Raw genomic sequence first — 17,274 nt, 5'->3', positions numbered from 1 at the left:
GGGTCTTTCTTCATCGGGAAGAAATCCTTCGTTTCTGTGTCTTTTATAGGGATGATATGAATGCTTTTTAGATAGGTTTATATTCCACAAAAGCTTCCATGGCTTCATAGCAAGCCAGTCCTAAGTGGTCATAAAGCGAAGCGGTTCCGCGGTTGCGGTCTTCACTTCTCTGCCAGAACAGTCGTTCGTCATTGCCCAGGAACGGGGCGCTTTCCATCTGCGACTGATGTTTCAGGATGGAGTTGCGTTTTGCGCGAAGTTCTTCCGGACTCAACGGTACGGCCATTTCAATGTTCTCGATTTCCCATTCAGCCCATGCACCACGGTACATCCAGATGCGGCAGTCTTTCAGCCATTCAGCGCCAGCATTCTTTTCTTCGTCGATGGCAGCGAATACGGCATCCGTACATACACGGTGAGTACCGTGCGGGTCGGCCAAGTCGCCGGCCACATAAATCTGGTGAGGTTTCACTTCACGCAGCAGATTCAGTACGATTTCCACATCGGCCTCGCTGATTGGATTCTTCTCAATTTTTCCGGTTTCATAGAACGGAAGATCCAGGAAGTGGCAGTGATCCAATGGAATGCGGTTGAACGTACAAGCTGTACGGGCTTCTCCACGACGAATCAATCCCTTGATGGTCAGAATGTCGCGGGTATCCATCTGTCCTTCTTTCTTGGTTGAGAAGAATTTCTTGATTTCCGCATATTTTTCGCTGATTACCTTGTCTTCGCTGTTTTCGAACAGCTGGTTGAAGCCGTTGATGAAGTGCATGAAGCGAACTACTTCTTCGTCGCCTACGGCAATGTTTCCGGAAGTTTCATAAGCTACGTGTACATCGTGTCCCTGCTGTACCAAACGGCGCAAGGTACCTCCCATGGAGATGACATCGTCGTCCGGATGCGGAGAGAATACCACTACGCGTTTCGGAAACGGTTTGGCGCGTTCCGGACGATACGTATCGTCGGCATTCGGTTTCCCACCCGGCCATCCGGTGATGGTATGTTGCAGGTCGTTGAACACTTTGATGTTGGCATTGTAGGCAGAGCCGTAAAGTGCTAACAGCTCGCTCAAGCCATTTTCGTTATAATCCTTGTTGGTCAGTTTCAGAATCGGCTTGTTGAGGGTAGTACACAACCATACAATGGCACTTCTCACCAGCTTGTCGTTCCATTCACAGCTGGTTACCAGCCACGGACGCTGGATACGTGTCAGGTGAGCAGCTGCAGCCAAGTCGATGCAAACAGAAGTGTTGGAATGGAGTTGCAGGTAGGAAGCCGGCAAAGTGTCACTCACCTTGTCTTCCACTGCGCTTCGGATAATGTCAGCTTTGTCTTCTCCCCATGCCAGCAGATATACTTTTCGCGCTCCTAAAATGGTATTGATACCCATGGTAATGGAGCAAGGAGGCAGGTTATCTACTCCGATATTGTGTGCGGCTTCCGAACGGGAAGTCGCGTCAATCAAAATCAGTCGAGTGGTGGAACTGGCGTGTGAGCCTGGTTCATTCATACCGATGTTTCCTTCCCGGCCTACTCCCATGATGACGATGTCGATGCCACCGAAGGTCTGGATACGCTGTTCGTACAAGCGGCAGTGTTCCGTAATGGCTTCCTGAGGAATCGTTCCGTCCATGGTGAAAATGTTCTGGCGGTCGATGTCTATCTGAGACAGGAAAAGTTTGTTCAGGTGGTTAAAGCTGCTTCCGGCCTCGTCTGTCAACGGATAATATTCATACAGGTTGAAGAATACTACGTTGCGGAAGCTGACACCTTCATCTTTGTGTTTCCGAATCAGTTCGGCAAAGAGCGGACGCAGGGAGGCACCAGTACCTACTGCAATGGTGCAGAACTTTCCTTCGCGTTGTCTGTCCTGTATTTTGGCTACGATTTCATTGGCAATCTGTACCACTCCTTCATCAATGGTCTCAAAGATGTTAGTGGGGATTTTTTCGAGTCGTGTCAGTACAGAACGTTCCACCGCATTTTCCGGTCGGTAATATCTGGGGGATACACGGTTCAGTGAGATTTGAGAGCTTAGGTTTGTTCTCATGATTTAGAAAATTAAAGGTTGTTCTTTTCGATGTCTTTGAAGTACTTGTAAGTGCCGACTTTCAGTTCGTCCGTCGCAGCTTCGTCGCATACGATGATGCCATGCTGATGCATCTGGAGTGCGCTGATGGTCCACATCTGTGTAATACCTCCTTCAACAGCATGCTGCAAAGCGCGAGCCTTGTTGTGTCCGTTGCAGATAATCAACACTTCCTTGGCAGAAAGCACCGTGCCTACTCCTACGGTTAGAGCTGTTTTGGGCACTTTGTTTACATCGTTTTCAAAGAAACGAGAGTTGGCAATGATGGTGTCGGTAGTCAGTGTTTTCACACGAGTACGTGAACTCAATGAAGAACCCGGTTCGTTGAAAGCAATATGACCGTCGGGGCCGATACCTCCCAAGAACAGGTCGATGCCGCCGAATTTTTCAATTTCTTTTTCATAATTGGCGCATTCTGCTTCCAGATCGGCCGCATTACCGTTCAAAATATGGATGTTTTCCTTGCAGATGTCGATGTGGTTGAAGAAATTATTGAACATGAAAGAATGATAGCTTTCCGGATGTGATTCAGGTAAGCCTACATATTCATCCATGTTGAAAGTTACCACGTTCTTGAAGGAAACCACTCCTTTTTTATTCAGTTCAATCAAGGCTTTGTACATACCCAGTGGAGAAGAACCGGTGGGAAGTCCCAATACAAACGGTTTTTCTTTGGTCGGATTGGCTGCGTTAATTTTTTTTGCGACATAGTTTGCTGCCCAATTGGACAGCGCATTGTAATCAGGTTCAATGATTAGTCTCATGGTGGTTAGAATTTTGAATATTGAAATTAATTTTAATAGTAATCTAATCTTCGATAAGATTTATCTTGTTTCTGCAAATATATCAAAGCTTATTCAGAAAGTCAAATAAAAAAATAGATTTTTTATGCTTGACTTTTTAAAGAAAAATTCTACATTTGTAAATGTTTCTATAAAAAATAACGAATATGGGTCAGACTCTATTGACGAACATACAGAAAGGGGTTAAGAGTGCGTTAGTAAAGCAGCGTATCATTACGCATTTGATTTATGCGGGCAGCACTACGATTACAGATTTGTCTAAATCAATGGGCTTAAGTGTTCCTACGGTGACAAAATTTGTGGATGAGATGTGTAAAGAGGGATATGTGAACGATTGTGGAAAACTGGAGACCAGCGGAGGACGTCATCCCAGTCTATATGGCTTGAATTCGGATTCAGCCTATTTTATAGGAGTGGCTTTGGCGGTGCAGTCTTTAAGTTTGGGTGCTATTAATTTTAAGGGAGATGTCTTGCAGACCAAGATGGAGATTCCTTTTAAATTGGAAAATACGCCGGAATGCTTGGAACATATTTGTCGGGAAATCGAGACCTTTATTGACGAACTTCCGTGCGACAAGTCGAAAATCTTGAATATTTGTATTGGTATGACAGGCCGCGTCAATCCGGAAACAGGATGCAGTTATACGCACCTGACATTTGGAGAGAAGCCGTTGGCTCAGATGTTTACCGACAGACTGGGTATCAATGTATGTATCGACAATGACAGCCGGGCCATGGCATACGGCGAATACATCACTCGTCCGGAGAAATGTCCGAAGAACCTTATATTCATTAATGTGAACTGGGGACTGGGCATGGCTATTATTATTGATGGCAAATTGTATTCCGGCATGTCTGGTTTTGCCGGCGAGTTCGGACACAACTATGGATATGATAATCAGCAAATCTGTTATTGCGGAAAGAAAGGATGTATTGAGACAGAGGTTTCTTGTTCTGCATTGTACCGCAAATTCATCGCTCGTCTTCGCCAGGGAGAGAACTCTGTTTTGCTGAAAGAAAAAGCCATCGATGACATCACGTTGGCCGATATTATCTCAGCAGTACGACGGGAAGATGTGCTGGCTATTGAACTGGTGGAAGAAATTGGTACAAAATTAGGGCGTCACATTGGGGACTTGATTAATATATTCAACCCTGAGCAGGTGATTATTGGAGGTGAGTTTTCAAAGGTAGGAGAATATTTGCTTCCTCCGGTAATTTCAGCAGTTCGGAAGTATACGTTGAACTTGATGTATAAGGATTCAGACATCGTGTTGTCTGAATTGAAGGAGAAAGCCAATGTGATAGGTTCTTCTCTGTTGTCGCGAAGCAAATTGTTTGCTTTGGAATAATGAGCCTTCTTAGGAATACAAAAAATCCACAGAAAGAGTATATTGTATGTGCCTTTTCTGTGGATTTTTTTGTTTATAGTGAAGTGGTTTGCAGACTTTGGTAAACTGTTTCCCAGTTCTCGTCAAATGCCGGCATGGAAGGAAAGAGCAGGTTGGCTCCTTCTTTCAAGAGTACGTCATCGGGAAGGGGCCCGGTATTCAGGGCTACCGTAAAAATTCCGGCGGCCACTCCGGCGCGTACGCCCAGAGGAGCGTTTTCTACAACAATCGCTTCATTGGCGTGGATTCCTGCTTTTTGCAGTGCCATCAGGTAGGGCTCGGGATTGGGCTTCCCGTATTTCACGTCGAAAGCGGTAACCATCAGTTCACGGTGAAAAATGTCTGGAAAGTAATGGTTCAGTTTGTCCAGCAAAGAATGCTGTCCGGAGCCTGTGACTACCATAGGGATGAGTCCGGCAGTCTTAATCTTGTTCAGTACCTCAAGAGCCCCGGGCATGGGATCTGCCTTGGGCAGACTGTTGAACAAGTCACTTTTGGTCTGGTAGATTTGTTTGATTTCTTCCTCAGACGCTTCATAGCCTCTTTCTCGTTGGCTGACGATGTTGATGGTAGAAGCCCCTGTACGGCCTTCGTGTAGATAGGCTTCTTCCGGGCTCAGGCTCATGCCATACTGTTTCATGGCCTCGTGCCAGGCACGGGCATGGTTCTTCATGGAATCGAACAGCACTCCGTCCATGTCGAACAATACGGCTTTTAAATCAATGTGCGTATAATGATGTGTGTGGAGATATTGATTGATTTCTTGTTGAAACATGATAATCCTTTTTATAATAATCAGGCACGCATTACATGAAGAATGGTTCCTTCTCTTCTTGCAGAGAGGGTGCTTCTCATGTAATTCGTGCCTGTAAATGTAAAACGAAATGACGTCTCGTTTTATTTCTTCAGACGAGCCTGAATAGCTTCAGATTCTTTTTCGTATCCCGGTTTGTTCAAAAGGGCAAACATATTCTTCTTGTAGGCTTCTACACCCGGCTGGTTGAACGGATTTACACCCAAAAGGTATCCGCTGATTCCGCAGGCTTTTTCAAAGAAGTAAATCAGCTGTCCCAGATAGTATTCGTTCAGTGAAGGAACACTGACGTGCAAGTTAGGCACACCACCGTCTACGTGAGCCAGCTGTGTACCCAGTTCAGCCATCTTGTTGACTTCATCGATACGTTTTCCAGCCAGGAAGTTCAAACCATCCAAGTTTTCTTCATCATTCGGGAAGTGAAGTTCGTGGTTGGGAGTAGCGATAGAAACGACTGTTTCGAAGATGGTACGTTCACCCTGCTGAATCCATTGTCCCATAGAGTGCAGGTCGGTAGAGAAGTCTACAGAGCTCGGATAGATACCCTTATTGTCTTTTCCTTCTGATTCACCGTACAGCTGTTTCCACCATTCCATGAAGTAGTGCAGTTTTGGCTGGAAGTTCACTAAAATTTCAATTTTCTTGCCGCTCTGATACAGTTCGTTACGAGTAGCTGCATACAGGGCTGCCGGGTTTTCGTACATGTTCTCGTTGGCACATACCTTTTCCATTTCGCAGGCACCGGCTACCAATTGGTCGATGTTGATACCAGCTACTGCAATGGGAAGCAGACCTACCGGAGTCAGTACAGAGAAGCGTCCACCTACGTTGTCAGGAATGATGAATGATTTGTATCCTTCCTTGTCGGCTGTAACGCGGGCTGCACCTTTCTTTGCATCGGTTACGGCTACGATAACTTTGCGGGCCATTTCTTTGCCTCTCTGGTCTTCGCACTGTTTCTTCAGCAGGCGGAACGCCAAAGCTGTTTCGGTAGTAGTTCCTGATTTAGAGATGTTGATGACACCGAACTTCTTGTCTTTCAGGAATTCTGTCAGTTCGAACAGATAGTCTTCGCTGATATTGTGTCCGGCAAAAATAATCGTCGGGTTTCCAGCTTTCTTTTCCTCTAACCAAGCAAAGCTGTTTGACATGGCTTCGATGACGGCACGTGCGCCTAAGTAACTACCTCCGATACCGGCAACAACCACTACGTCACAATTTTCACGAAGGATCTGTGCAGTAGCTTTCAGGTCGTTCAGGTGTTCTGTGGTGATGGAAGAAGGTAAATGCAACCAACCTAAGAAATCATTTCCCAGACCAGTGCCTTTTTCCAGCGTTTCCATACAAGCTTTTACTTTGGGTTCATAAGAAGCCAATTTTTCTTTGGAGATAAAATCCAAAGTTTTTTCCACATTTAGTTGAATATTTTCCATAACTGTTTCTGATTTTTATCTAAATGAGTCAGTTAATAATTTGATTTCTATCATTGGAGATATCCGCTCATAAAGGATGTTGTACACCGCATCTACAATCGGCATGTTCACGTGCAGATGCTTGTTCAGTTCCTTGATGCATTTGGTGCCGTAGTATCCTTCGGCAATCATTTCCATCTCAATCTGTGCGCTTTTCACGGAATATCCTTTACCGATCATGGTTCCGAATACCCGGTTACGGCTGAAATTGGAATAGGAAGTTACGAGAAGGTCGCCCAGGTAGGCTGAGTCGTTAGTGCAGCGATTGACCGGATGAACGGTGTCCAGGAATCGGTTCATTTCCTGTAAGGCATTTGAAACCAATACAGCTTGGAAATTGTCGCCGTATTTCAGTCCGCTGCAAATACCGGCTGCGATGGCATATACGTTCTTCAGTACAGAAGCATATTCAATGCCGGCTACGTCGGTGTTGACAGACGTTTTGATATAGTGTCCAGCCAGTTGCTTGGCGAACATCTTGGCTTTTTCGATGTCTTTACATCCTACGGTGAGGTAAGAAAGTCGTTCCAAGGCTACTTCTTCTGCGTGACAAGGGCCCGCCAAAACGGCAATGTTGTTTTCAGGCACGTCGTACATTTTGTGGAAGTAGTCGGATACAATCAGATTCTCGTCCGGTACAATACCTTTGATGGCGGTAACGATGAATTTATCCTTCAGTTTGACTTTTAGCTTTTTGAGGTGACTTTTCAGATACGGTGAAGGGGTCACGAAAATCAGGGTATCCGATTCCTTGACTACCTTATTAATATCTGATGAAAAATTGATGCATTTCATGTCGAAACGTACACTCGTCAAATAAGCTGGATTATGTCCCAGACGTTTGAATTCTTCAATCCGGTCGTCACGGCGCATATACCAGTTTATGGATTCTGCCTGGGTCAATATGATTTTGGCAATAGCTGTGGCCCAGCTTCCTCCCCCCATGATTGCTATTTTCCCGGGTAATTTCATACTTTATTTTCTTAATGAAACAGATATGAAGAGTGAAGCTCATTCTTCACTCTTCATACATCCCTTCATTCTGTCTGTTACTTAATTTTTTCTATCCAGCCTGCAACTTCGTCGACTGTCGGGTTCTTCAATTCCAGTTTGTATTTTTTATTGATACCGCAGATATCCTGATGAAGCTTCTGTGGATTGACATCTTTCATGTCGCTTACCAGGTTATATCCGGCTTTCTGGAGAACCGGTACCCATTCTTCTGCCACGCCCAGTTCCATGAATTTGGCCGGTGCATCTTTCGGAATGACTTTTTCCGGACGCATTTGCGGGAAGAACAACACTTCCTGGATGGTGTTCTGAGCTGTCATCAGCATGACAAGGCGGTCCATACCGATACCCATACCTGAAGTAGGAGGCATACCATATTCCAAAGCACGTACAAAGTCTTTATCAATAATCATAGCTTCGTCGTCTCCCTTTTCGCTCAGGCGCATCTGCTCTTCAAAACGTTCCAGCTGGTCAATCGGGTCGTTCAGCTCTGAATAAGCATTGCAAAGTTCCTTTCCGTTCACCATCAGTTCGAAGCGTTCGGTCAGGTCCGGATTGTTACGGTGCTTCTTGGTCAGCGGAGACATTTCAATCGGATAGTCGGTGATGAAGGTCGGCTGGATGTAGTTGCCTTCGCAGAATTCGCCGAAGATTTCGTCAATCAGCTTACCCTTACCCATTGTATCATCGATTTCCATGTTCAGCTTCTGGCACACTTCCCGAATCTGGTCTTCGTTCATGCCAGTCAGGTCGTATCCCGTAAATTCTTTGATAGAATCCAGCATGGTGACGCGCTTGAACGGAGCCTTGAAGTTGATGACATTGTCACCAATTTTCACTTCTGTAGTACCATTTACGTCCATGCAGATTTTCTCAAGCATGTTTTCCGTAAACTTCATCATCCAGTTGTAATCCTTGTAGGCTACATAAATTTCCATACAGGTGAATTCCGGATTGTGTGTACGGTCCATACCTTCGTTACGGAAGTTCTTGCCAATTTCGTACACGCCTTCAAAACCACCTACAATCAGTCGTTTCAGGTACAACTCACTGGCAATACGCATGTACAAAGGAATGTCGAGTGCGTTGTGGTGAGTGATGAACGGGCGTGCCGCAGCACCTCCCGGGATAGACTGAAGAATCGGAGTTTCTACTTCCACATAGCCTTTGGAATTGAAATATTCTCTCATGGAATTGTAGATTTTGCTCCGTTTCAAGAAAATATCTTTGACTCCGTCGTTGACTACCAGGTCTACATAGCGCTGGCGGTAGCGGAGTTCCGGGTCTTCGAATTTGTCGTATGCCACTCCGTCTTTGTATTTTACAATCGGAAGCGGACGGATGGATTTGGACAACACTGTCAGTTTCTGTGCATGGATGGAAACTTCTCCTGTCTGTGTGCGGAATACGAAGCCTTCAATTCCGATGAAATCACCCAAGTCCAGCAAACGTTTGAAAACAATATTGTATAAATCTTTGTTTTCTCCCGGACAGATGTCGTCACGGGTTATATATACTTGAATACGGCCTTTAGAGTCTTGCAATTCAATGAAGGATGCCTTACCCATTACGCGGCGAGACATGATACGACCGGCTACAGACACTTTGCGAGGTTCCGCATCGTCTTTAAATTCGGCTTTAATGTCAGTCGAAAAAGCGTTGGTTACATACTCGGCAGCAGGGTATGGGTCAATCCCCATTGCTCTCAACTCATTCAGACTGTTACGTCTGATAATTTCCTGTTCGCTTAATTCTAATACGTTCATTTGTTAGTATATTAACTCATTTTGGCTACAAAAATAAAAAACATTTTGCAAACTACCTCTATATATAAGGTTCTTTTAGAATAAAAAGCCTGAGAATAGCCCAGTTATTAAGAAATCGGTGACAAAACAGGGGCGTGAATGAGAAATTTCAAAAATGTACATTTTGTTTTCATATGGAAGTATTTTAAAGCCAAAATTTGCTTTCTGTGATTAAATTGTTACCTTTGGGCGTTTCTAATGAATGAAAAGCATGAAAATAATCTTATTGCAGACAGATATTTGCTGGGCTGACCCTGAAGCCAATGTGGCTTACATGGGAAAGGTCATTGATCGTTATGATAAAGTCGATTTGTTTGTGCTCCCCGAAATGTTTTCTACGGGTTTTTGCACGTTACCGGAAGGTATTGCGGAGCCTGTGGAAAGTCCTACCTTGCAATGGATGAAGCAGACGGCGTGTGCGCATGATTGTGCCCTTGCCGGCAGTATCTCTATTGAGGAAAACGGAAAATTCTATAACCGTTTCTTTTTTGTGCATCCCGATGGAAAAGTACAATGGTATGACAAAAAGCATCTGTTTACGTATGGAGGAGAAGACAAGCATTATACGGCCGGTACGGAGCGTGTTGTGGTGGATTTCCGCGGGGTACGTTTCCTGCTGGAAGTGTGCTATGACTTACGGTTCCCCGTATGGTCCCGGAATCGGGGTGATTACGATGTGGCATTGTATGTAGCCAGTTGGCCGTCTTCACGAGTGGAAGCTTGGAAGGCTTTGTTACGGGCACGAGCCATTGAAAACCAATGCTATGTATTGGGCGTGAACCGGGTGGGAAAGGACCCGTATTGTGATTATTGTGGCGGTACAGCAGCCATCGACCCGTATGGACGGACCCTTTCGGCGTGTGCCGATGGGGAGCAGGGACAGATTGAGGTCTCCATTGACATGGAAGAGCTGGAAGCCTTCCGGAAAAAGTTCCCCGTACTGAATGATGCAGATTCTTTTACATTGAATTAACTTCTTAATATTTATGAAAGACAATCATAAACTTTTGTTGTTGGGTGATCAGGCGATAGCGCTGGGCGCCCTTCATGCGGGAATCTCGGGAGTCTATGCTTACCCGGGTACTCCTTCGACTGAAATTACCGAATATATACAGGAATCTCCGATAGCGAAGGCACGCGGCTTGCACAGCAGTTGGTGCACTAACGAGAAAACGGCTATGGAAGCCGCTTTGGGTGTGTCGTATGTGGGGAAGCGGGCATTGGTCTGCATGAAACACGTGGGAATGAATGTATGTGCCGATGCCTTTGTCAATTCGGCCATTACGGGTGTCAATGGAGGTGTAGTCGTACTGGCTGCCGACGATCCTACCATGCATTCCTCTCAGAACGAGCAGGATTCTCGTTTTTATGGTAAGTTTGCTTTGATTCCGATATTGGAACCTTCCTCCCAGCAGGAAGCCTATGATATGATGGCGTATGCATACGACCTTTCAGAGCAGTTGCGCACTCCGGTACTGATGCGTATTACTACCCGTATGGCCCATTCCCGCGCGGCAGTGGAAGTCGCTGCGTCCGGGAAAGAAGTCACTTGTACGGGACGTCAGTCGGTACCTGCCGATTGGGTGTTGTTGCCGGGAAATGCCCGTCGTCGTTATATCGAAGTCATCAAAAACCTGCAGAAACTGGAGGCTGAATCTGAGCATTCTGGCTATAATCAGTTGAGTATGCAGGAAGGGATGGCTGAGAAAGGGATTGTGGCTTGTGGCATCGGTTACAACTACGTGATGGAAAATTATCCGGAGGGATGTCCTTATCCCATACTGAAGATTTCGCAATATCCTTTACCGGTAGAAGCCTTGACTCGTTTGGCCGACTCTTGCAAAGAGATTTTAGTGGTAGAAGACGGACAGCCTTTTGTGGAAGAACAGCTGAAAGGTATCCTTCCTTCTAATTATGTAGTGAAAGGCCGTTTAAGCGGTGAGTTACCCCGCACCGGAGAACTGACACCGGATAATGTCCGTCAGGCCTTGGGCTTGCCGAGTGGACAGGTCTATGCGGCTGCCCAGCAAGTAGTTCCTCGTCCGCCGGCCTTGTGTAAAGGATGCGGACACCGTGATGTATATGATGCCTTGAATAAGGTGGCTGCAGAATATCCGGATGCAAAGATTTTCGGAGATATTGGTTGCTATACATTGGGTGCACTTCCACCTTTCCGTACATTGAGTAGCTGTGTCGATATGGGAGCTTCCATCACGATGGCCAAAGGAGCAGCCGATGCAGGACTGTTTCCTTCCATTGCCGTGATAGGGGATTCCACTTTCACCCATTCCGGAATGACGGGGTTGCTGGATGCGGTGAACGATCAATCGAACATTACGGTCGTCATTTCCGACAATCTGACTACTGCGATGACCGGAGGACAGGATTCAGCAGGTACCAACAAATTTGAAGCCATTTGTTTAGGACTGGGTGTGGAGCCGGAGCATGTCCGGGTAGTGGTTCCTCTTCCCAAGAACATGGAGGAGATTACCCGGGTCATTCGGGAAGAGATAGAATACAAGGGGGTGTCTGTCATTATTCCGCGTAGGGAATGTATGCAGACGTTGAACCGGAAATTGAAACAGCAAAAAGCAAAGAAACAATGAAAACAGATATCATACTTTCTGGAGTGGGCGGACAGGGAATTCTGTCTATTGCCACGATTATTGGTGAGGCGGCCCTGCATTTAGGGTTGAACCTGAAACAGGCTGAAGTACATGGAATGAGTCAGCGAGGGGGCGATGTGCAGTCGAATCTGCGTTTGTCGGAGGCGCCGATTGCGTCCGACTTGATACCGTTGGGTATGGCAGATATGATTATTTCATTGGAGCCGATGGAAGCCCTGCGTTATCTTCCGTATCTGTCGAAAGACGGATGGATTATCACTTCAGCTACTCCGTTCAAGAACATTCCCAATTACCCGGAAGACGAAAAACTGAAGGCGGAACTCCATGCGCAGCCGCATGTGGTGGTGCTGGATGTAGAGAATCTGGCAAAGGAGAACCAGATACCCAGGTCGGCCAATGTCATCTTGTTGGGCGCGGCTGCACCTTTCTTGAAAATCCTGAATGCGGACGTTCTGCGGGAAAGTGTAGGGCGTATCTTTGCTCCGAAAGGCGAAGAGGTGGTCCAAATGAACTACAAAGCCTTTGATATCGGTCATGAATATGTGAAACAATTGAAATTCTAAGGGCTTATGAGTTGCGTGTTTAGTGAAGAACTGGTCAATTCTGTGGCCAAGGAGATGAAAGTGGCCGATTTAGCCAATGCAACCATCGGCGATGTGTTGCTGGTGGCTTCCCGCTTGGAAGAACTTACGGGTATTCCATTTATTCGGATGGATCAGGGATCTCCCGGTCTTCCCGCGAACAAGGTAGGCATTGAAGCGGAGAAGAAAGCACTGGACAGAGGAGTCGGTTCCCAGTATCCGGCTGCTGCTGGTGTGGCGGAGTTGAAACAGGCTGCTTCCCGCTTTGTCAAAGCATTCATCAATATTGATATTTCTCCTCGGGCGTGTGTACCCACTACAGGGTCGGTAGCGGGTTCTTTCGGAGCCTTTATCGCCTGTACCCAGCGGATTCCTGGGAAAAACAAGGTGCTGTTCATCGACCCGGGTTTCCCGATACAGAAGTCCCAGTTGCGCATTTTAGGCATTGCGTGGGAGTCGTTTGATATCCATGATTTCCGGGGAGAACCGTTGCGTGCCAAACTGGAAAGTTTTCTTTCCAAAGGAGATATTGCGGCCATTGTCTATTCCAATCCCAACAATCCGGCTTGGATTTGCCTGGAAGAAAGTGAACTGAAAATCATCGGGGAACTGGCTACGCAGTATGATGCGATAGTGATGGAAGACCAGGCATATTTCTGTATGGACTTCCGCCATGCGTTCGGCCGTCCTTATCAGCCTCCTTTCGTGCCTACGGTGGCCCGTTATACCGACAATTATATTCTCATGTTGTCTGCCTCCAAGATTTTCAGCTATGCTGGACAGCGCATTGCCTTGGCTTGTGTGTCCGATAAGCTGTTCGATACGCAGTATCCGGCCTTGGCTTCCCGTTATGAGGATTCAGGGGTGTTCGGGCCGACCTTCATCGCTTCTATTCTGTATATGATTACTTCCGGCTGCACGGCCACTACCCAGTATGCCATGGCAGAGATGCTGGAAAAATCCATTAGCGGTGAAATCAATTTTGTGGAAGACGTCCGTGAGTATGAACGGCGCGCTCGCCGGATGAAGCAGATTTTCACCGCTCATGGCTTTTCGGTGGTATATGACAAGGATGTGACCCAGCAGGTGGGTGATGGCTTTTTCTTTACCTTGGGCTATCCCGGACTGACGGGTGGCGAGTTGCTCCGTGAACTGATGATGTACGGGGTGAGCAGTATCTCTCTGTCGACGACGGGCAGTGAACAGCAAGGCGTGAGAGCCTGTACCTCCCGGATGCGGGAGGAACTTTATCCGGTGCTGGAAGAACGGATGAAAGCTTTTCAGGAAGACCATCCTGTGTCGGGGAAATAACCAAACTATTACTGAAATAAAGAAAAACACACTATGATTTGGAATCCGAGCAAAGAATGTATGCCGCGTGAACAGATGCGTGAGCTACAGGGGAAACGTTTGTGCAAACTGGTGCAGTATGTGTACCATAATGTGCCTTTCTATCGGCACAAGATGCAGGAGATGGACCTCACGCCCGATGACATCCGGGAAATTGAGGACATTACGAAACTGCCTTTTACCACCAAACAGGATTTGCGGGACAATTATCCGTACGGGCTGATGGCGGCTCCTCTTTCGGAAGTGGTGCGTGTGCATGCTTCTTCCGGAACGACTGGCAACCCGACCATCGTGGGATATACCCGCCGCGATTTGTCTATCTGGTCGGAGGTGATGTCACGTTGTCTTTCGGCATACGGCGTAACTCGTGACGATACGTTTTCCGTGAGTTACGGATATGGTCTGTTTACCGGCGGACTGGGAGCGCACTATGGCGTAGAGAATTTAGGAGCAACCGTGATTCCGGCATCTACGGGAAATACGGAAAAGCATGTACGCCTGATTCGGGATTTGCATATCACGGGCATTGCCTGTACGCCTTCGTATGCCTTGTATCTGGCAGAGGTGGTGGAACGGATGGGTATCCGCAAGGAAGAACTGGGATTGCGTATCGGCGCTTTCGGGGCGGAACCTTGGACGGAAAACATGCGTCAGGAAATCCAGGCTCGTTTGGGGCTGAAGGGCTACAACATTTATGGCTTGAGTGAGATTATGGGGCCGGGCGTGTCTTACGAATGTCAGGAGCAGTATGGTTCCCATATCAATGAAGATCATTTCTATCCGGAAATCATCGACCCTGTGACGTGTCAGAACCTGCCGTATGGTACGCAGGGAGAGCTGGTGTTTACCACATTGACCAAGGAGGGCATGCCGCTGCTCCGCTACCGTACCAAAGACCTGACTTCTCTGATTGCCGATCCGTGTCCTTGCGGACGTACCAGCGTGCGTATGACGCCGATTATGGGTCGAAGCGACGATATGCTGATTATCCGGGGTATCAATGTCTTCCCGTCGCAGGTGGAAAGTGTGATTTTGGGCATGAAGGAATTTGAACCGCAGTATTTGCTGGTGGTCGACCGCAAGAACAACCTCGATACGTTGGAAGTGCAAGTGGAAGTGCGCCGCGACTTTTTCAGTGACGACATCGGTTCCATGCTGAAGCTGAAGAAGACCCTTTCCGACCGCTTGAAGAGTGTGCTCTCTATCAGTGCGGAAGTCAAACTGGTGGAACCGAACAGCATAGCCCGTAGCCAGGGTAAGTCCAAACGTGTGATTGATAACCGAGTATTGGTGTAACTAAAGAAATGAATCTATGATAATCAAACAATTATCCGTTTTTCTGGAAAATAAGACCGGAAGAATCAATGACGTGGTGCATGCGTTGGGAGCAAATGGTATCAATATGCATGCCTTCAGTATGGCCGAGACTGCCGATTTCGGTATTTTACGCCTGATTGTTTCCGATGTGGAGAAAGCAGTCGAGGTGCTCCGGGCAAAAGATTTTGCCGTGATGTCGACCGATGTGGTCTGTCTGTCGTGTGACAATGTACCCGGTTCGCTGGCTGTGGTATTGGAATATCTGGCTGAAGAGCAGATTTTCATTGAATACATGTATGCGTTTGCCCAGGCCGATCAGGCCCATGTGGTCATCAAGCCCAATGACATGGAGCATTGTTTGAAAGTGCTCGAAGCGCATCATTGCCGTGTGTTAGGGAAAGATGAACTTTAGGAAAAAGAGACAGTCTGTAAAGAAAAACTAAAGTAAAAAATCTCCTGTTTTTAGTCGGAAAGTTCGAATGAACTGAGGCTGAGCAGGAGATTTTTTGTAGGGTTATCATCCAGTTTTCATTCCTCGATTGGAAGTTGCATTTCTATACTGCTATTGGGGAGTCTGCTTAGAACAAGCTCCAAGAGACGGTCAGTCCGGCCATGACGATGGCCACCATGCTCATCAGTTTGATGAGGATGTTCAGGCTCGGACCGGAAGTATCCTTGAACGGGTCGCCCACCGTATCACCTACCACGGTGGCTCGGTGTACTTCGCTGCCTTTCCCGCCAAAGTTGCCTTCTTCCACGTATTTCTTCGCATTGTCCCAAGCTCCGCCGGAGTTAGCCATGAAGATGGCCAGGATAAAGCCCGATGACAATCCCCCTATCAGCAGTCCGATGACGCCCGGTACCCCGAACAGCAGTCCCGTCACAATGGGGGCGATGATGGCCAGCAGGGAAGGGAATACCATTTCTTTCTGGGCACCTAATGTGGAGATTTGTACGCAGCGGGCATAATCCGGTTCCGCCTTGCCTTCCAGAATCCCTTTGATTTCACGGAACTGCCGGCGCACTTCTTCTACCATGTGGGCCGCTGCTCTGCCCACCGCATTCATGGTCAGTCCGCAGAACAGAAAGGCCATCATGCTGCCGATGAACATTCCAGACAGCACTTTCGGATTCATCAGTGTGACGTCGTAGTACATCATGAAATCCGTGAATCCGGCTTCGTGAATGACTACTTCCAGTCCGTTGGGCAGTTCCAGTATGGTCGTACCGATGCGTTCCAGTCCGATACGGATTTCTTCGATGTAAGAAGCTAACAGGGCCAGTCCGGTCAGGGCTGCCGAGCCGATGGCAAATCCTTTTCCGGTGGCTGCCGTGGTGTTTCCCAAGGAATCCAGCGCATCGGTCCGTTTGCGTACTTCTTCTCCCAGCCCGCTCATCTCGGCATTGCCTCCGGCGTTGTCGGCTATCGGGCCATACGCATCCGTAGCCAACGTAATACCTAAAGTAGACAACATGCCCACCGCTGCAATGCCGATGCCGTAGAGTCCCATACTGATGTTTGTGAAGTCAAATCCCGAGGCCAGCCAGTAGGACAGGATGATACCGGCCACGACGGCAATAACCGGAATGGTGGTAGATACCATGCCCAGTCCGATGCCCGAGATGATGACCGTGGCCGGTCCGGTCTTTCCGCTTTCCGCCAGCTTCCGGGTCGGTTTGTAGGATTGAGAGGTATAGAATTCCGTCGATTGTCCGATGATGACCCCCACCACCAGTCCGATGACAACGGCACAGGAGATGTAGAGCCAGTTTTCCAGCTGCAACAGCCAAAGAATCACGAACGTGGCGATGACAATCAGTCCCGCACTGAGGTTAGTACCCGTTGACAAGGCCCGGAGCAGTTCCCTCATGCCCGCGTCCTCTTTGGTACGTACGGCAAAAATACCGATGATGGACAAGAGGATACCGACTGCTGCAATCAACATCGGGGCAATGACTGCCTTGAACTGCATGACCGTATCGCCGGTCCCGATGTAGGCCGCCGCTCCCA

Annotated in this window: 14 protein-coding genes; 7 read left to right on the top strand and 7 right to left on the bottom strand. The window is 47.5% G+C overall.

Annotated features, from left to right (window positions below; translation table 11 throughout):
* Positions 1-67: 67 nt before the first annotated feature.
* Together RDP42_RS09120 and nagB are read right to left on the bottom strand one after the other, a co-directional pair.
* The gene (locus tag RDP42_RS09120) at positions 68-2,053 is read right to left on the bottom strand and encodes a glucosamine-6-phosphate deaminase (RefSeq protein WP_303912582.1); all 1,986 of its coding nucleotides are present in this window, start codon (positions 2,051-2,053) and stop codon (positions 68-70) included.
* Between the two features lie 11 nt (positions 2,054-2,064).
* A complete protein-coding gene (nagB, locus tag RDP42_RS09115; RefSeq protein ID WP_308763425.1) occupies positions 2,065-2,856 on the bottom strand; it encodes a glucosamine-6-phosphate deaminase in 792 nt (263 codons plus the stop codon).
* Between the two features lie 185 nt (positions 2,857-3,041).
* On the opposite strand from nagB, the gene RDP42_RS09110 reads away from it, so the two are divergent.
* On the top strand, positions 3,042-4,247 hold the full coding sequence (locus RDP42_RS09110; protein ID WP_308763424.1) for an ROK family transcriptional regulator: 1,206 nt from the start codon (positions 3,042-3,044) through the stop codon (positions 4,245-4,247).
* Positions 4,248-4,320: 73 nt separating this feature from the next.
* On the opposite strand, the gene RDP42_RS09105 is transcribed toward RDP42_RS09110, so the two are convergent.
* From RDP42_RS09105 to lysS, 4 genes are all read right to left on the bottom strand, one after another.
* A complete protein-coding gene (locus RDP42_RS09105) occupies positions 4,321-5,061 on the bottom strand; it encodes an HAD-IA family hydrolase (RefSeq protein WP_303912589.1) in 741 nt (246 codons plus the stop codon).
* Positions 5,062-5,183: 122 nt separating this feature from the next.
* Positions 5,184-6,533, bottom strand: a complete 1,350-nt coding sequence (locus tag RDP42_RS09100) for a glucose-6-phosphate isomerase (RefSeq protein ID WP_308763423.1) — start codon at positions 6,531-6,533, stop codon at positions 5,184-5,186.
* 15 nt (positions 6,534-6,548) lie between these two features.
* Entirely contained in the window at positions 6,549-7,544 is a 996-nt protein-coding gene (locus tag RDP42_RS09095) for an NAD(P)H-dependent glycerol-3-phosphate dehydrogenase (RefSeq protein ID WP_204475173.1), read from the bottom strand.
* 77 nt (positions 7,545-7,621) lie between these two features.
* Positions 7,622-9,349, bottom strand: a complete 1,728-nt coding sequence (lysS, locus tag RDP42_RS09090) for a lysine--tRNA ligase (protein WP_308763422.1) — start codon at positions 9,347-9,349, stop codon at positions 7,622-7,624.
* Positions 9,350-9,599: 250 nt separating this feature from the next.
* Here lysS and RDP42_RS09085 point away from each other — a divergent pair, with 250 nt between their 5' ends.
* Genes RDP42_RS09085 through RDP42_RS09060 form a run of 6 tightly spaced genes read left to right on the top strand, consistent with a single transcriptional unit; the run spans position 9,600 to position 15,675 of the window.
* Entirely contained in the window at positions 9,600-10,361 is a 762-nt protein-coding gene (locus tag RDP42_RS09085; protein ID WP_308763421.1) for an amidohydrolase, read from the top strand.
* 13 nt (positions 10,362-10,374) lie between these two features.
* On the top strand, positions 10,375-11,994 hold the full coding sequence (locus tag RDP42_RS09080; protein ID WP_308763420.1) for a thiamine pyrophosphate-dependent enzyme: 1,620 nt from the start codon (positions 10,375-10,377) through the stop codon (positions 11,992-11,994).
* A complete protein-coding gene (locus RDP42_RS09075) occupies positions 11,991-12,578 on the top strand; it encodes an indolepyruvate oxidoreductase subunit beta (RefSeq protein WP_308763419.1) in 588 nt (195 codons plus the stop codon). The genes RDP42_RS09080 and RDP42_RS09075 overlap by 4 nt, the downstream gene beginning before the upstream one ends.
* A gap of 6 nt (positions 12,579-12,584) precedes the next feature.
* On the top strand, positions 12,585-13,907 hold the full coding sequence (locus RDP42_RS09070; protein WP_308763418.1) for a pyridoxal phosphate-dependent aminotransferase: 1,323 nt from the start codon (positions 12,585-12,587) through the stop codon (positions 13,905-13,907).
* A gap of 33 nt (positions 13,908-13,940) precedes the next feature.
* Positions 13,941-15,242 (top strand): phenylacetate--CoA ligase, encoded by a 1,302-nt coding sequence (locus tag RDP42_RS09065; protein ID WP_308763417.1) that lies wholly within the window; start codon positions 13,941-13,943, stop codon positions 15,240-15,242.
* 16 nt (positions 15,243-15,258) lie between these two features.
* Positions 15,259-15,675: an amino acid-binding protein gene (locus RDP42_RS09060; RefSeq protein ID WP_308763416.1), complete on the top strand. Its 417-nt coding sequence runs from the start codon at positions 15,259-15,261 to the stop codon at positions 15,673-15,675.
* 166 nt (positions 15,676-15,841) lie between these two features.
* Here RDP42_RS09060 and RDP42_RS09055 read toward each other — a convergent pair.
* On the bottom strand, positions 15,842-17,274 hold a 1,433-nt coding region (locus RDP42_RS09055), incomplete at its 5' end, for a sodium-translocating pyrophosphatase (protein WP_308763415.1).

The organism is uncultured Bacteroides sp., from assembly GCF_902472605.1.
In the GTDB taxonomy this organism is placed as follows: Bacteria; Bacteroidota; Bacteroidia; order Bacteroidales; family Bacteroidaceae; genus Phocaeicola.
Note: the sequence above shows the minus strand (reverse complement) of the source record. Positions and strands in the feature narration are given on the sequence as shown.

Coding starts and splice junctions, on each gene's coding strand:
- RDP42_RS09120 (WP_303912582.1), bottom strand. CDS start 2,053: ATGAGAACAAACCTAAGCTCTCAAATCTCACTGAACCGTGTATCCCCC.
- RDP42_RS09070 (WP_308763418.1), top strand. CDS start 12,585: ATGAGTTGCGTGTTTAGTGAAGAACTGGTCAATTCTGTGGCCAAGGAG.
- RDP42_RS09060 (WP_308763416.1), top strand. CDS start 15,259: ATGATAATCAAACAATTATCCGTTTTTCTGGAAAATAAGACCGGAAGA.
- RDP42_RS09080 (WP_308763420.1), top strand. CDS start 10,375: ATGAAAGACAATCATAAACTTTTGTTGTTGGGTGATCAGGCGATAGCG.
- RDP42_RS09095 (WP_204475173.1), bottom strand. CDS start 7,544: ATGAAATTACCCGGGAAAATAGCAATCATGGGGGGAGGAAGCTGGGCC.
- RDP42_RS09075 (WP_308763419.1), top strand. CDS start 11,991: ATGAAAACAGATATCATACTTTCTGGAGTGGGCGGACAGGGAATTCTG.
- RDP42_RS09065 (WP_308763417.1), top strand. CDS start 13,941: ATGATTTGGAATCCGAGCAAAGAATGTATGCCGCGTGAACAGATGCGT.
- RDP42_RS09110 (WP_308763424.1), top strand. CDS start 3,042: ATGGGTCAGACTCTATTGACGAACATACAGAAAGGGGTTAAGAGTGCG.
- nagB (WP_308763425.1), bottom strand. CDS start 2,856: ATGAGACTAATCATTGAACCTGATTACAATGCGCTGTCCAATTGGGCA.
- RDP42_RS09105 (WP_303912589.1), bottom strand. CDS start 5,061: ATGTTTCAACAAGAAATCAATCAATATCTCCACACACATCATTATACG.
- lysS (WP_308763422.1), bottom strand. CDS start 9,349: ATGAACGTATTAGAATTAAGCGAACAGGAAATTATCAGACGTAACAGT.
- RDP42_RS09085 (WP_308763421.1), top strand. CDS start 9,600: ATGAAAATAATCTTATTGCAGACAGATATTTGCTGGGCTGACCCTGAA.
- RDP42_RS09100 (WP_308763423.1), bottom strand. CDS start 6,533: ATGGAAAATATTCAACTAAATGTGGAAAAAACTTTGGATTTTATCTCC.